General features: G+C 66.5%; 12 protein-coding genes. 5 read left to right on the forward strand and 7 right to left on the reverse strand.

Annotation, left to right across the window (positions count from 1 at the left end):
* Positions 1-965, reverse strand: a 965-nt coding sequence (locus tag Q0982_RS17470; RefSeq protein ID WP_299397617.1) for a D-glycerate dehydrogenase, incomplete at its 3' end; no start/stop codon positions are given.
* A 317-nt stretch (positions 966-1,282) separates the two neighbouring features.
* Between Q0982_RS17470 and Q0982_RS17475 the strand changes: the two genes are divergently transcribed.
* Positions 1,283-1,906: an SH3 domain-containing protein gene (locus Q0982_RS17475; RefSeq protein WP_299397619.1), complete on the forward strand. Its 624-nt coding sequence runs from the start codon at positions 1,283-1,285 to the stop codon at positions 1,904-1,906.
* 122 nt (positions 1,907-2,028) lie between these two features.
* On the opposite strand, the gene Q0982_RS17480 is transcribed toward Q0982_RS17475, so the two are convergent.
* The 4 genes from Q0982_RS17480 to irrA form a co-directional block, all read right to left on the reverse strand.
* A complete protein-coding gene (locus Q0982_RS17480) occupies positions 2,029-2,631 on the reverse strand; it encodes a DUF3501 family protein (protein WP_299397620.1) in 603 nt (200 codons plus the stop codon).
* Between the two features lie 75 nt (positions 2,632-2,706).
* A complete protein-coding gene (locus Q0982_RS17485; protein ID WP_299397622.1) occupies positions 2,707-4,053 on the reverse strand; it encodes a heterodisulfide reductase-related iron-sulfur binding cluster in 1,347 nt (448 codons plus the stop codon).
* 269 nt (positions 4,054-4,322) lie between these two features.
* On the reverse strand, positions 4,323-4,739 hold the full coding sequence (locus Q0982_RS17490) for a rubrerythrin family protein (RefSeq protein ID WP_299397623.1): 417 nt from the start codon (positions 4,737-4,739) through the stop codon (positions 4,323-4,325).
* A gap of 159 nt (positions 4,740-4,898) precedes the next feature.
* Entirely contained in the window at positions 4,899-5,339 is a 441-nt protein-coding gene (irrA, locus tag Q0982_RS17495) for an iron response transcriptional regulator IrrA (protein WP_299397625.1), read from the reverse strand.
* 554 nt (positions 5,340-5,893) lie between these two features.
* Here irrA and fabA point away from each other — a divergent pair.
* The 3 genes from fabA (at position 5,894) to Q0982_RS17510 (ending at position 8,610) form a co-directional block, all read left to right on the forward strand.
* On the forward strand, positions 5,894-6,415 hold the full coding sequence (fabA, locus tag Q0982_RS17500) for a 3-hydroxyacyl-[acyl-carrier-protein] dehydratase FabA (protein ID WP_299397679.1): 522 nt from the start codon (positions 5,894-5,896) through the stop codon (positions 6,413-6,415).
* A 164-nt stretch (positions 6,416-6,579) separates the two neighbouring features.
* The gene (gene fabB, locus Q0982_RS17505; protein WP_299397626.1) at positions 6,580-7,800 is read left to right on the forward strand and encodes a beta-ketoacyl-ACP synthase I; all 1,221 of its coding nucleotides are present in this window, start codon (positions 6,580-6,582) and stop codon (positions 7,798-7,800) included.
* Between the two features lie 15 nt (positions 7,801-7,815).
* Entirely contained in the window at positions 7,816-8,610 is a 795-nt protein-coding gene (locus tag Q0982_RS17510) for an enoyl-ACP reductase (RefSeq protein WP_299397628.1), read from the forward strand.
* Between the two features lie 25 nt (positions 8,611-8,635).
* Here Q0982_RS17510 and Q0982_RS17515 read toward each other — a convergent pair whose 3' ends face one another.
* Positions 8,636-9,904, reverse strand: coding sequence for a hypothetical protein (locus tag Q0982_RS17515; RefSeq protein ID WP_299397630.1), 1,269 nt, complete (start codon positions 9,902-9,904; stop codon positions 8,636-8,638).
* Between the two features lie 226 nt (positions 9,905-10,130).
* On the opposite strand from Q0982_RS17515, the gene Q0982_RS17520 reads away from it, so the two are divergent.
* Positions 10,131-13,562 (forward strand): AAA family ATPase, encoded by a 3,432-nt coding sequence (locus Q0982_RS17520; protein WP_299397631.1) that lies wholly within the window; start codon positions 10,131-10,133, stop codon positions 13,560-13,562.
* Between the two features lie 46 nt (positions 13,563-13,608).
* On the opposite strand, the gene Q0982_RS17525 is transcribed toward Q0982_RS17520, so the two are convergent.
* Entirely contained in the window at positions 13,609-14,409 is an 801-nt protein-coding gene (locus Q0982_RS17525) for a glycerophosphodiester phosphodiesterase family protein (protein WP_299397632.1), read from the reverse strand.
* Between the last annotated feature and the right edge of the window lie 36 nt (positions 14,410-14,445).

A 14,445-nucleotide genomic window follows, 5' to 3' on the forward strand; every position in this document is an offset into this window, starting at 1 on the left:
CGGTCGGGCGGGGTGTGGCCGTCGACGAAGGTCTTGATGGAGATGATCACCTTCTCGCCCATGGCCAGGCGCCCCTCGATGGTGGCCGAGCCCATGTGGGGCAGCAGCACCACGTTGTCGAGACGCAGCAGCTTGGGATTGACGGCCGGCTCGTGCTCGAAGACGTCGAGGCCGGCGCCGGCGATCTCCCCGGCCTCCAGCGCGCGGGTCAGGGCGTTCTCGTCCACCACCTCGCCGCGCGAGGTGTTGACGATATAGGCTTCCTCGCGCAGCAGCTTCAGGCGCCGGGCGGAGAGCAGGTGAAAGGTCGCCGGGGTGTGCGGACAGTTGACCGAGATGATGTCCATGCGCGAGAGCATCTGGTCGAGGCTTTCCCAGTAGGTCGCCTCCAGTTCCTCCTCCAGGGAGGGATGCACCCGCCGCCGGTTGTGGTAGTGGATCGACATGCCGAAGCCGCGGGCGCGCCGCGCCACGGCGCTGCCGATGCGGCCCATGCCGATGATGCCCAGGCGCTTGCCGTTGACGCGGTGGCCCAGCATGCCGGTCGGCGCCCAGCCCTGCCAGTCGCCGGAGCGCACCAGGCGCTCACCCTCCGCCAGGCGGCGCGGCACGGAGAGGATCAGCGCCATGGTCATGTCGGCGGTGTCTTCGGTGAGGACGCCGGGCGTGTTGGTGACGGTGATGCCGCGCTGGCGGGCGGTCTTCAGGTCGATGTGGTCGACGCCGGTGCCGAAGGAGGCGATGAGCCGAAGCTGCGGACCGGCCTGGGAGAGCACCGCGGCGTCGATGCGGTCGGTGACCGTCGGCACCAGAATCTCCGCCTCTTTCACCGCCTCGATGAGCTGGGCCTGGGAAAGCGGCTTGTCCTCCAGATTGAGCTGGCAGTCGAAGAGCTCCATCATCCGCGTTTCGATGGCATCCGGCAGGCGGCGGGTGACGATGACGCGGACCTTCTTGTGGGGCATGGCTTCTCACTCGACCTGACTAAATCGACTGGGCTGGACCGACCGGGCTGGAACGGCGCAGAGGAAGGGCTGCCGCCACCCCTGGCGGGCGGCGGGCAGGGCCCGGGTCCTGGCCTTGCCATAGCAGGCGGAGCGCGGGCTTGTCCAGGGCGCGCGGCCATCCCCTACGCCGGCCCCCACGCTGACTGGCAGGGTCCGCCCTGCGGCCGATCAGCGCGCCGCCCCAGAAGAATACTTCCGCTCAGAGGGGGGCGGGCCGGCCTTACGCCCTCAGGCCGTCTTGACCGGACGCGAAGCCGGGCGATAGGAAGGAAGCCATGCGGACTCCGGCCCTGCGACCCTGCGATGCCCATCGGCCCTGCGTGGCCATGACCTGGGCGTCCCTGACCCGACGCTTGGCGGCGGCGCTGGCGCTGGCCGGCCTTGCGACCCTGGCGCCGTCCCTTGCTGCCCCTGCGGCCGCCGAGGACACCACAGCGGTCACGGCGTCACAGGCGGAAGCAGCGCGCCCCAGCCCGCCCGGGCGCACCGGCCTGCCGCTGCCGCGCTTCGTCAGCCTGCGCGCGTCGGAGGTAAATCTGCGCAGCGGACCGGGGACCCGCTACCCCATCGACTGGGTCTACCGCCGCAGCGGCATGCCGGTGGAGATCATCGACGAGTTCGACACCTGGCGGCGCATCCGCGACTGGCAGGGCACCGAGGGCTGGGTCCACCAGTCCATGGTTCAGGGCCGGCGCAGCGTGCTGATCACCGGCCAGCGCCGCACCCTGAAGCGCCGACCGGAGGCCGCGGCCCCTGGCGTGGCCATGCTGGATGCCGGCGTGATCGCGGCGCTGGAGCGCTGCCGCGACGGCTGGTGCGAGGTCTCGGCCGGCGGCTACAGCGGCTGGCTGCCGCGCGACAGCTTCTACGGCCTCTATCCGGACGAAGAGCCCCGGTAAGCGGCGCTCATGCTTCGAGACGCGTGCTCACGCACGCTCCTCAGCATGAGGAACCGTTAGCCTCTACCTCACCCTGAGGAGCGGCCGCAAGGCCGCGTCTCGAAGGGTGCGGCAGCCTTGCCTCAGGCGAAGTCCTGCGCCAGGGCGCTGCGCACGTCCTCCGGCAGGATGGTCATGTGACCGTACTCCGGGTGCGTGAAGCCCAGCACCACGCGCGTGTTCGGCGTCCTGAACTTGGCGATCTGAGCCTCGCTGAAGTGGAAATGGATGAACTGGACGGAGGACGCCTTGCCGTCGGCGGTGGTGCGGTCGACGTCTTCTTCCGGCTTGCCGACGATGCGTTCGCCGTCGACCTCGAAGAAGGCCGTCTCCTCGATGCCGCCGAGCTTCGACAGAAAGTCCTTACGCCGCAGCGGGTCGTCGATCTCGAACATCACCGTCGCCACCAGTTCGCGACCCTGGGGGATCAGCGGATTGTAGGCGCTGAGCTCGTCGGCGATCTGTTCCTCGCCGCCCTTCTCGATATAGAGCATCTCGTGGACCTGGGCCCACATGGTCTCGTAGTTCTCGAAGTAGAAGGTGCAGACGGGCCCGATCTCCTGGCGGCGGAACTTCTTCTTCTCCACCAGGTCGCGGCGCAGCTCGCGCCGCTCCTCGGCATAGGCCTTCATCGGCAGGATGTCGTCGCGGGTGATCTCTCGTTTCATCGCTAGTCCGGCATTCATGGTCGGGGGGTCCTTCTGGTCTATGCCATGGGCTGGTCTACGCCATCGGCAGGTCTCGGCTTTGGCAGGCAGCGCTCAGGCGCCGAAGCCGTAGGCCCTGGCGAAGAGTTCTATGGGGTGATAGCTGCGGTCGAAGCTGGGCTTGTCGTCCATCCTCAAGCGTTCGATGCCCTGCAGGATGTGTTGACCGGCCAGCGGGCATTCAGAGGCGACGTAGGTCTTGCCCGCCTGGGCGGTCTGGCGCGCGGCGGTGCGGCCGACCTTGATGGCGGTGTCGAAGTTCTCCTTCATCACACCCCAGGAGCCGCCGTGGCCGGAGCAGCGCTCCACCACCTTGACGTCCGCGTCCGGGACGAGGCGCAGCATCTCCGCGGCCTTGGCGCCGACGTTCTGGGCACGGGCGTGGCAGGCCATGTGCAGGGCGACGCCGCCTTCCAGGGGCGCCAGGCCCTCGGCCAGGCCTTCTTTTTTGGCGATGTCGACCACGTACTCGGTAACATCGAAGGTGGCTTCCGAGAGCCGCTTGACCGCCGCGTCTTCAGGCAGGATCAACGGCCATTCGAACTTCAGCATCAGGGCGCAGGAAGGCGTCAGGGCAACGATGTCGTAGCCCTCGTCGATCCAGCGGCCAAGCTCTGCAGAGACGCGCTTTGCGGCTTCGGCCACCTTCTCGATGTTGCCCTGTTCCAACTGCGGCATGCCGCAGCAGGAGGGATAGACCACCTCGGTCTCGACGCCGTTCTTGGCCAGCACGGCGCGCGCCGCCTCGCCGATGCGCGGGTTGTTGTAGTTGACGAAGCAGGTGGCATAGAGCGCCACCTTGCGCCCCTTGGCGGGGGCTTCGGCATTGACCTCCGGCGGCGATTCCATGGCGCGCAGGGCAAAGGTCTTGCCGTGGAATTCCGGCAACGCGGCCTCACGGTGGATGCCGGCGGTCTTTTCCAGCACCGGGCGGGTTACTTTGTTTTCGGTGGAACTGGCCCAGTTGCAAAGCGGCGCCGCCAAACCGGCCAGCTTGCCGTTGCGGTCGGTCCGCGTGAGCTGGTCGAGATTGTCGTCGATCTTGCCGCTTTTGCGCTCCGCGGCGCGGTAGCGCAGCATCAGGTGGGGGAAATCGATGTTGAACTCATGGGGCGGCACGTAGGGGCAGCTCACCATGAAGCACATGTCGCAGAGCGTGCAGGCATCGACCACCGGCTTGTAGTCGGCCTTGTCGACGCTGTCGAGCTCGCCGGTTTCCGACTCGTCGATCAGGTCGAAAAGCCGGGGGAAGGAGTCACAGAGGTTGAAGCAGCGGCGGCAGCCGTGACAGACGTCGAAGACGCGCTCCATCTCCGCGTTCAGCTTGTCCCAGTCGTAGAAGTCCGGGTCGTTCCAATCTATGGGATGGCGCACCGGCGCATTCAGACCACCTTCGCTCATTCTTCGTCCCCGCCTTCAAGATCCCCTCTCCGCACCCGGCGCAAAGACTGCGCCGCGCGCGAAGGCATGACAACGGCAGCGGCCGCGCGGGCCGTTCCTGCGGAACGGCCCTGCGGTTCTGCCCGGATTCAGGTGTCTTACGGTCCTGACAATACCGAAATTAGAGCCTGAGCTTCAGGCTCCAAGGGCATGAGCCCCCTGAGCTTACCCGTGAGCTTGGCCTTGGGCTTATCCCTTGGCCTAAAACTCCCTGAGCTTAGCGCAGAGGCTCAAGCCATCGTGTCCAGGGCTTTCTGGAAGCGCCCGGCGTGGCTTTTTTCGGCCTTGGCGAGAGTCTCGAACCAGTCGGCGATCTCGTCGAAGCCTTCTTCGCGCGCCGTGCGCGCCATGCCCGGATACATGTCGGTGTACTCGTGGGTCTCGCCGGCGATGGCGGACTTCAGATTGGCCGTGGTATCGCCGATCGGCTCGCCGGTGGCGGGGTCGCCGACCTCTTCCAGATACTGCAGGTGGCCGTGCGCGTGACCGGTCTCGCCTTCCGCCGTGGAGCGGAAGACCGCCGCAACGTCGTTGTAGCCCTCGATGTCGGCCTTCTGTGCGAAGTAGAGATAGCGGCGATTGGCCTGGCTTTCGCCGGCAAACGCATCCTTGAGGTTCTGTTCCGTCTTCGAGTCCTTAAGCGACATTGATCTCACTCTCCTGTAAACCTGCGGGCTTGTCCGCTCGCCGCCCCGCATGGCCGGCAAGCCGCCCGTCATGGGCTCTACATAGCTCGCGGACTGTTCACTGTCAACAGATTAGAACAGTTCTAATTTGTGATTTAAATCAAGGAGAGAAAAGCGACTTTACTGCGCCGTTTCCTCGTCTTCCGACAAGCGGATGATGACGTCGACGCGGGCGACGCGGGTGCCCTCCGGCGGCGTGGGCAGGCTGTCCATCTGGACCTGCTCGCCGGGAATGTCCTGCAACTGTCCGCGGCCTTCGAGATAGAAGTGGTGATGGTCCGAGACGTTGGTGTCGAAATAGGAGCGGCCGGGCTCGACCACCACCTCGCGGAGCAGGCCCGCCTCGGTGAACTGGTGCAGGCTGTTGTAGACCGTCGCCAGGGAGACCCTGACGGACTCCGACACTGCCTCGGCATGAAGTTGCTCGGCCGTGATGTGACGGTCGCCCCCTGCGGTCGGCTCGAAAAGCAGCTTGGCGAGCGCAAGCCGCTGACGCGTCGGACGAAGCCCGGCGGTCTTCAGGCGCTGCACGAGGGCGCTATAGGGACGGTCTTTGGTCATTTCACTTCCAGATATAGGTCACCACCGCTGGAATTAAAGTGTTCAAAACAGGCGATTGTCAATTTCTTTGGAACCCCTATAAACTTTGCGGAATGACGGGACCGTTAAACCGCCGTTAACCATGAAATGACAGGCTGGACGGGACGCCCAGAGGAAGCCCAGGGGACGCCCAGAGGGACGCAGCGAGGATGCCCGGAGGACGACCGCAAACCGGCGGGCGGCGGCGCGGCGGGGCCAAGCGAAGCTGTTTGACAGTGACCGGCCTGTGCTATAGTCGCCTCAGCGTTGTCTGCGCCGGTAAGGGGTCACGTGGCAACGCTTTTTGTCGTGGCATGCAGATGCCAATCGGCCTATGTAGAGACGGGCTTTGAGCTTCGGTGCCGCAGCGGCAGCCTCTCGGAAACGCAAACTGCGGCGCGGATGGGCAAAGGGCGCGCGGGGTTTGTAGTCACAAGGGCGCGGTCACAAGGGCGCGGCGCACCGCGCCCAGAACTGGCCCCAGAATTGGCCGATGGTTTGGCCGAGAATTGAAAGTGCTGGACTGGGTGGATCGCTTGAGCAAGAGACAGAACAGTTTTCGTTACGAAGAGCTGCTGCGTTGCGCGCACGGAAAGCTCTTCGGCCCTGGCAACGCGCAGCTGCCCCTTCCGCCGATGTTGATGTTCCACCGTATCACCGAGATCTCGGAAGAGGGCGGTGAGCACGGGAAAGGACATATCGTCGCTGAGTTCGACATTGACCCGAAGCTGTGGTTTTTCGAGTGCCACTTCGAGGGCGACCCCGTGATGCCCGGCTGCCTCGGGCTTGATTCGCTCTGGCAGCTGGTCGGCTTCTTCCTCGGCTGGCTCGGCGCCCCCGGCCGCGGCCGCGCGCTGGGCGTCGGTGAGGTGAAGTTTACCGACATGGTGGTGCCGACGGCGAAGCTGGTGAGCTACCACCTGGATCTGAAGCGCGTGCGCATGGGCAAGCTGGTTCTGGGCATCGCCGACGGGATTATGAAAGTCGACGGCAAGCCCATCTACGAGGCCAAGGACCTCAAGGTCGGCCTGTTTCAGCGCGAGCCGCAAACCGCTTAGGACGGGCCCAAATGGCTTCGGAAGGCTTCGGACTGCGATAGACTTCGGACATTGAGAGAACCGATAGTCGACCCAAAGCCAGCCAACCCTAAGCTAGGCGACCCTAAAGCAGAGCGCCGAAGCGGCCCGCGGAGGGCCTTTTGGCCAGAGAACGGATGAAGGAAATGCGCCGAGTCGCTGTCACCGGATTAGGCATCGTCTCCAGTATCGGCAACAACAAGGCCGAGGTGGTCGAGTCACTGCGCCAGGGCCGTTCCGGCGTCGAGTTCTGCGACACCTATGCCGAGATGGGATTCCGGAGCCATGTCCACGGCTCCCTCAACATCGACATCGCCGAGCATGTCGACCGCAAGCTGCGCCGCTTCATGGGCGACGGCGCGGCCTACAACTACATCGCCATGCAGGAAGCCATCGCCGACGCCGGTCTGAGCGAGGCCGAGGTTTCCAACGAGCGCAGCGGCCTGGTCATGGGGTCTGGCGGTCCCTCCACCTCGAACCAGGTGGCGGCGGCGGATCTGGCGCGCGACAAGGGCCCCAAGCGGGTCGGGCCCTACATGGTGCCGCGCTGCATGTCCTCGACCAACTCCGCCAATCTTTCCACGGCCTTCAAGATCAAGGGCCTCAGCTACTCGATCTCCTCGGCCTGCTCGACCTCGGCCCACTGCATCGGCAACGCCTCGGAGCTGATTCAGCTCGGCAAGCAGGACATTGTCTTCGCCGGCGGCGGTGAGGAGCTGCACTGGACCCTCACCGTCCTCTTCGACGCCATGGGTGCGCTTTCCAGCGGCTTCAACGACGAACCGGCCCGCGCCTCGCGCGCCTACGACCGCGACCGCGACGGCTTCGTGATTTCCGGCGGCGGCGGCGTTGTGGTGCTGGAGGATCTGGAGCGCGCGAAAGCCCGCGGCGCCAAGATCTACGGCGAGGTCGCCGCCTACGCCGCCACCTCCGACGGCGCCGACATGGTCGCGCCCTCGGGCGAGGGCGCGCTGCGCTGCATGCGCCTTGCCATGCAGAGCCTCGGCAACACCCCGGTGGACTACATCAACGCCCACGGCACCTCCACCCAGGCCGGCGACATTCCCGAGCTCACAGCCATCCGCGACGCCTTCGGCGCCGACATGCCGCGGATTTCTTCCACAAAGTCGCTGACCGGTCATTCGCAGGGGGCGACCGGGGTCCACGAGGCGATCTACTCCCTGCTCATGATGGACAACAACTTCCTGGCCGCTTCGGCCAACATCGACAATCTCGACCCGGAAGCTGAGGGCATGCCCATCGTCCGCGAGATGGAAGACGGCGTGTCGTTGAACTGTGTCATGTCCAACAGCTTTGGTTTCGGCGGAACCAACGCGAGCCTCGCGTTCAAGCGTTTCGAGGGATAAGGTCGGGGGAATTCGATGGCGGGGCTGATGGCCGGCAAGCGCGGCCTGATCATGGGGGTGGCCAACGACCACTCAATCGCTTGGGGTATCGCAAAGGCGCTGCACGCACAGGGCGCGGAACTGGCTTTCACCTTTCAGGGCAGCGCTTTTGAGCGCCGCGTGCGGCCGCTGGCGGAATCGCTCGGCTCCGACATCGTGCTGCCTTGCGACGTGGAACAGGAGAGCGATGTCGCCGCGACCTTCGACAGCCTGAAGGACCGCTGGGGCAGTGTCGACGTTGTGATCCACGCCATCGCCTACTCCGACAAGGAAGAGCTGAAGGGCCGTTACCTCAACACCAGCCGCGCCAACTTCCGCCGCACGCTGGCGATCTCCTGCTACTCCTTCACCGCCGTGGCCCGCCAGGCGGCCACCATCATGGGACCCGGCGGCAGCCTGGTCACCCTGACCTATCTGGGCGCCGAGCGGGTGACCCCGAACTACAACGTCATGGGGGTGGCCAAGGCGGCGCTGGAGGCCAGCGTCCGTTACCTGGCGGTGGACCTGGGCGAGAACGGGATCCGTGTCAACGCCATCTCCGCCGGACCCATGCGCACCCTGGCCGGCTCCGCCATCGGCGATGCCCGCTTCGTGTTCGGCTGGAACCGCGACCATGCGCCGCTGAAGCGCAACGTACTGCTGGAAGAGGTCGGCTCGGCCGGTCTGTACTTCGCCTCCGACCTGTCCCAGGGCGTGACGGGCGAAGTGCATTACGTCGACGGCGGCTACAATATCGTCGGCATTCCCTCGCCCGGCCGCATGGGAAGCTGACACGCACCCGCAACGACGACCTGCATCAGCCCGACGCCGGATAGCGCCGCAGCAGAGACGACTCCCGCCACTGAAGCGCCAGAAAGGCGGCCAGGCCGATCGGCCGGTGGCCGCGGTCGCGGTTGCAGGCACCGATCTCGTAGAGCAGGCGGAATTGGTCGAAGAGCACCCTGTAGGTCTCGGTCAGGCTCTGGTCCGGATCCCAGATGTGCAGCGCCTCGGCACTGGCGCCGTTCACCTCCATGATCTGAAAACCCTCGCCGCGCCTCAGGGCCTCCACCGATTCAAAACGAACGTCGAAGCGGCCGAAGTGAAACGCCGGCATCCGCCGGCTGATCTCGTCGATGCGCGCCGTCAGGGCCGGCGTCACGTAGTCCTGGCCGTCATAGTAAAAGGCGCCGGTCCTGACGCTGCCGAGGAGAGAGAGGCGCACCATCTCACCGGCCGGCGGCACCTTTGCGAGATGAGGCAGGAATGCCTTGCGGTGCCGGCGCGCCATACGCCGGGTGCGCGGGTCGGTATCGATCAGCGCGCCCAGGGTGGACCTGCCGTCGCCGACCACGTGGGGGAAGCAGCGGAACCCCAGCGAGAAGATCCGCCCCCGCGGTTCGTCCGGCCGCCTTATGTAGAAGACACCGGCCTCTCCCTGCCAATCGATGTAGCGCTGCAGGATGACCGCCTCGCCGCGGGGAAAGCGTGCCAGGTAGCCGGCGAGCGCGCCGGGCGTGGCAACCAGCCGCACGCCGTAACCCTGGGATCCGATGTCCGGCTTTGCCACCAGCGGAAAGCAGAGCCCGGCACGCTTCAGGCTCTCTTGCAGGACACGGAGGTCTTGCCGCCGGTCCGCGTCGGCGCGCAGGACAAAGCGCAGGGAGGGTGCCACCCAGCCCTGCAGGTCGTCCGGAATCTGGTCCAGGTAGGACATCTTCGACTCGCCGCGAAAGCCGCCGCACTCGATGTTGGGGTTCGCAACCGAGGGCAGGGTGAAGCCCCGGTGGCGCCAGGCAAGACGCAGGCAGTGAAGCAGCACGGGAAGATAGAACAGCACCGCGGGACAGCGCCCCGCCAGGGAGATCGTGGTGCGGATACGGCGGGGCGGCATGCCGGCAAGCGCCACCTCCGCACCGCGGCGGTACAGCCGGGCAAGGGCGTTGCGCAAGGGCGCCGACAACCCTATGGACGCAACTGAGGCGCGGTTGCGCGCCATGGTTCTAATGCGGGAGGACAGAGCCCCGGCCGCTGTCCCGAGCTGTCTTCGCGGCGTAACGGCAATCGCCGGCTCGGTATGGTTCATCTCGCCCCCCTGTCCCCGAAAATACTGCCATAAAGATGTTCTAAATCAATTGCTTGAAACGATTCCGACCACTGGCAGCGGCGCCACCAGAGCAAGATGACTACCACATAAGAGTCCCTGTAACGGCGAGCAAATGGGTGACTAGACTTATGCGCGGCAAGGGCGGGAAGAAGGGCACAAAGCCCTCAAGGACGGCCAGCCACCGTCAGGGAGACTGCAGGGAGACATGACCACTCTTTACGACTGGCTGCAGAGTCTGGGTCTGGATCGCCATGCCGCCGCCTTCGCCGAACAGGATATCGACTTCGACATTCTGGCGGATCTGACGGAGCGCGACCTGATCGAGCTGGGCCTGTCGTTCGGTGAGCGCAAGAAGCTGCGGCGCGCCATCGCGCGGTTGTCGGAAGACAACAGCGGAAGCGGCAGCCCATCGCCGGACGCTCCGCAGGAAGCGGTTTCGCGCTCCGGCGCCGAGCAGCGCCACCTGACGGTAATGTTCTGTGACCTCGTCGGATCGACGGAGCTGTCGATCCGCTACGACCCCGACGATCTGCGCACCATCGTGCGCGCCTATCAGGATGCCTGCGCCGGTGTCGTCGCGCGAATGGAAGGTTTCGTGGCGCGCTACATGGGTGACGGCGTTCTTGTTTACTTCGGTTTTCCGCGCGCCCACGAGGACGATGCGGAGCGGGCGATCCGCGCCGGGCTCGAAATCGTCAAGACAGTCGCACGGCTGCGCCCGCAGCCCGATTTGCGCCTGCAGACCCGCGTCGGCATCGGCACCGGCTCGGTGGTGGTGGGCGACCTCGTCGGTGTCGGCCCGGCACAGGAGATCGCTGCCGTCGGCGAGACCCCCAACGTGGCTGCGCGCCTGCAGGCCCTGGCGGAGCCGGACAGTGTCGTGGTCGACAGGGTGACCTGCGACCTCGCCCGCGACGTCTTCGAGCTGGAGAGCCTGGGGCCGAAGAGCCTCAAGGGCATTACCCTGCCGGTCTCGGCCTGGCAGGTGACCGGTCCCCGCCACCTGGACAGGCAGCGCGAAGCGCAGCGGGCCGACGAGCTGGTACCCTTCGTTAACCGCACCGGAGAAATGAACCTGCTGACCGACCGCTGGCAGGCGGCGCGCGGCGGCCAGGGCCAGGTCGTGCTGCTGGCCGGCGAGCCGGGCATCGGCAAGTCACGCCTGGTCCGCGCTTTCATCGAGCGGCTGAGCGCGCAGAAATCGATCACGCTCACCTATCACTGCACCGCATTTCACCAGAACAAACCGCTGCATCCGCTGATCGAGCGCATGCAGCGGCGGGCCGGTCTCTCGGACGATGATCCGCCGATGGTCGCCCTGGCGAAGATTCACGAGCAGTTCAAGAACTCCACCCTGGATGCGGAGGAGGCCGTGCGTCTCTTTGCGCCCCTCCTGTCGGTGAAGCTGGCTGAGGAAGACGGGGTCAGCACGGAACAGCAGCTCGACATGGAGCGCCTGCTTGACGTCATGCTCGCCGAGACCGAAGCGATGGCGGTACACCGCCCGCTGATGATGATCGTCGAAGACCTTCACTGGATCGACCCGACCTCTTTGGAGTTCCTGCAGCGGCTGGCACAACGGATCAGCAACCAAAGGATCATGCTGATCCTCACCCTGCGTCCGGAGGCCGAGGCGCGGATGCGCCCCCTCTTTCCGGGTACCGGCCTGTCCCTCGACCGCCTGCAACGCCCGGAGTGCGAGACCATCATCCGGCACATCGTACAGGACAAGGACTTCCCACAGGACCTCGTGGACACCATCGCAGAGCGAACCGACGGCGTGGCCCTCTTCATCGAGCAGCTCACCAAGGCGGTCCTGGAATCCAATGCGGTCGTCGACCTGGGCGACCGCTATGAGGTCGCAGCGGAGACACCGGCCACGAGCATTCCCACGACCCTGCGCGGATCGCTTCTGGCGCGGCTCGACCGCTATCCTGCAGCACGCGAGGTTGCCCAGATGGGAGCCGTCATCGGGCGTGAGTTCTCTTTCAAGATGCTGGCAACGATCTCCGACTTGTCTGAGCACGACCTGCAGCGCGCGCTGGACCGTTTGGTCGAAGCGCAGCTTCTGTACCAGGCCGGCGCGCCGCCGCGGGCGATCTACCGCTTCAAGCACGCCCTGGTCCAGGAAATGGCCTACAGCAGCCTGCTGAAGAAGAAGCGCCGGCGCGTCCATGCCCAGATCGCCGCCTTTCTGGAAGACCGCAGCCCGCACCTGACGATCACCGAACCCGAGTTGCTGGCCCATCACTATGCGCAAGCCGTACTGCCGCACCGCGCCATCGCCTTTCACCTGAAAGCGGCGGAGCGTGCGATCCTGCGCTCGGCCATGTCGGAAGCGGTGGCGGAGGTCGATCTCGGCCTCGCTCTCCTGCCGTCGATCACAGAGGCGGCGGACAACCGGGCGCTGGAGCTGCGCCTGCGTGTCGCCCAGGCAACAGCGCTGCGCGCGACCATGGGAACCGGGGCGCGGGAGACCGGTGCCGCCTGGGCGCAGGCGCTGAGGCTCTGCGAGAACGAAGCGGACAAGACCCTGCTGTTTCGGGTGCTCTACGGCAGCTTCCTTTTTCATCAAGGCAACGCCAACCTGCAGGAGGCGCGCAACTTCGGCACATCCCTGCTGGACCTGGGCGCGGAGTTGAACGACGACAACGCCCTGCTGCGCGGACACAGCGCCATTGGCCGAACCGCCTTCGGCCAGGGCGACTTCGCCGAAGCGCGGGACAACCTGGAAAAGGCCATCGCCCTGAACGGCCCGGCGCGCCCCGGCAGCGGCAGCGAGATCGGGCGGCCCGAGTCCCCGGTGCTCGATCTCTGCTATCTCTCCTGGACATCCTTCGCGCTCGGCTTTCCGGAGACCGCACTCGCCCAGGCCGGCCGCGCCCTGGCCATCGCGGAGGCCGACGACGAGGCCTATGCCCTCGTGGTCGCCAACGGCAACGCCTGCTATCTGCACCAGTTCTGCCGTGACGACGCCAGCGTCGGGCGTTGCGCCGAGCGGGTGGTCGCGCTGGCGGGCGAGAAGGGCTATCCGCACTGGCGCTCGCTGGGACAGATGTTTCAGGGCTGGCTGAAGGCGCGTGGCGGCGACAGCGCGGCGGGGATCGAGGTCTTTCGCCAGGCCCTGGCCGCCCACCGGGCCACCGGCGAGGTTCTGGAGGTCTGTTACTTCCTCGGGCTGCTGGCCGAGCTTCTGGGGGCCGACGGGGCGCCGGAAGCGGGCCTCGCCCAGATCGACGAGGCGCTGGAGATGGTCGGACAGACCGGGGAACGCTGGTACGAGGCGGAGCTTCATCGTATCCGCGGGGCGCTGCTGCTGTCCGCGGCAGAGCCCGAGCCGGCCAGGGCCGAGGCCGAGTTCCAGCGCGCGCTGGACCTGGCCGGCGCCCAGGACGCCCGGCTCTGGGCTCTGCGGGCCGCCGTCAGCCTTGCGCAGCTTCACCTGGACCATGGCGACGCAGCGGCAGCGCGCCAGGTCCTGGAGCCACGCTACGCCTGGTTCGGGGACCGTGCCGCGACCGCCGGAGACCGGACGGGAGCCGGGCAGCGGGAAGCCTATCGCCAGGGCGAAGACAGCGTCGAATACCGCAAGGCGGCAGGCATCCTGAAAGAACTCACCGCCACTGCGCGGTCCTGAGCCAAGGCACAGCGCAGCGCGACACCGCACCGCGGAGCCCGACGACCTAGTCGGTCAGTCCGGCCAGGAGGCGGTCCGGGCGGTCGGTGATGAGGCAGTCGACCCCCATCTTCACCAGGCGGCGGGCGACGGTGAGTTGGTTCACCGTATAGCTGGCGACGGCATAGCCGGCCGTCTTCACCGCCTGCACCCTGGCCGTGCCGAGATGCCGCCAGTTCACGTGCAGCGAGGCGCAGTCGTAGCGGGTCATGGCGGCCTGCCAGTCCTTGGGGAATTCGTGCGACAGCAACCCGCGGGGCCAGAGCGGAGCCATCTCTCTGGCAACCGTCAGCGCATCCCACTCAAAGGCACTGATCAGCGGCGGCAGGCGGTCTTCAGGCCAGAGCGGCAGCAGCCGCTCCAGGGCGACGGTAGCGGTTTCCTCGGCCAGGCCGGGGGTCGGCTTGATTTCCACATTGGGCGTCAGGCCGAGCGCCAGCAGGCAGGCGACGGTCTCTTCCAGAGTGGGAACACGGCAGTCGTCGCGGCCGCGGAATTCCGCCGCGGCAGCGGCGCCCCGCTTGCGGGCGAAACCGGCGCTGGCGTCCAGCCCGCTGATCACCGAAAGCGGCGTCTCGGCCATGGCGCCGGCCATACCCGTCGTGCGCTTCAGGGTCTTGTCGTGCATCAGGACCGGCTGGCGGTCGCCGGTCAGCATGACGTCGAACTCCACCCAGGTGACTCCCGCCGCGGCCGCGGCTTCGATGGAGGCGAGGGTGTTTTCCGGCGCCAGCGCCAGGGCGCCGCGATGGCCCATGACCCGCGGAAGGCGCAGCGGCGGCACAGAAAAGGCCGGCGGGGAGGTCATGAAAAGACGCCCTCCCTGCCGGCCCGTTCGCTGTCT

It is taken from the genome of Pelagibius sp. (assembly GCF_028281305.1).
In the GTDB taxonomy this organism is placed as follows: domain Bacteria; phylum Pseudomonadota; class Alphaproteobacteria; order Kiloniellales; family Kiloniellaceae; genus Pelagibius.

Coding starts and splice junctions, on each gene's coding strand:
- Q0982_RS17475 (WP_299397619.1), top strand. CDS start 1,283: ATGCGGACTCCGGCCCTGCGACCCTGCGATGCCCATCGGCCCTGCGTG.
- Q0982_RS17480 (WP_299397620.1), bottom strand. CDS start 2,631: ATGAATGCCGGACTAGCGATGAAACGAGAGATCACCCGCGACGACATC.
- Q0982_RS17485 (WP_299397622.1), bottom strand. CDS start 4,053: ATGAGCGAAGGTGGTCTGAATGCGCCGGTGCGCCATCCCATAGATTGG.
- Q0982_RS17490 (WP_299397623.1), bottom strand. CDS start 4,739: ATGTCGCTTAAGGACTCGAAGACGGAACAGAACCTCAAGGATGCGTTT.
- irrA (WP_299397625.1), bottom strand. CDS start 5,339: ATGACCAAAGACCGTCCCTATAGCGCCCTCGTGCAGCGCCTGAAGACC.
- fabB (WP_299397626.1), top strand. CDS start 6,580: ATGCGCCGAGTCGCTGTCACCGGATTAGGCATCGTCTCCAGTATCGGC.
- Q0982_RS17510 (WP_299397628.1), top strand. CDS start 7,816: ATGGCGGGGCTGATGGCCGGCAAGCGCGGCCTGATCATGGGGGTGGCC.
- Q0982_RS17515 (WP_299397630.1), bottom strand. CDS start 9,904: ATGAACCATACCGAGCCGGCGATTGCCGTTACGCCGCGAAGACAGCTC.
- Q0982_RS17520 (WP_299397631.1), top strand. CDS start 10,131: ATGACCACTCTTTACGACTGGCTGCAGAGTCTGGGTCTGGATCGCCAT.
- Q0982_RS17525 (WP_299397632.1), bottom strand. CDS start 14,409: ATGACCTCCCCGCCGGCCTTTTCTGTGCCGCCGCTGCGCCTTCCGCGG.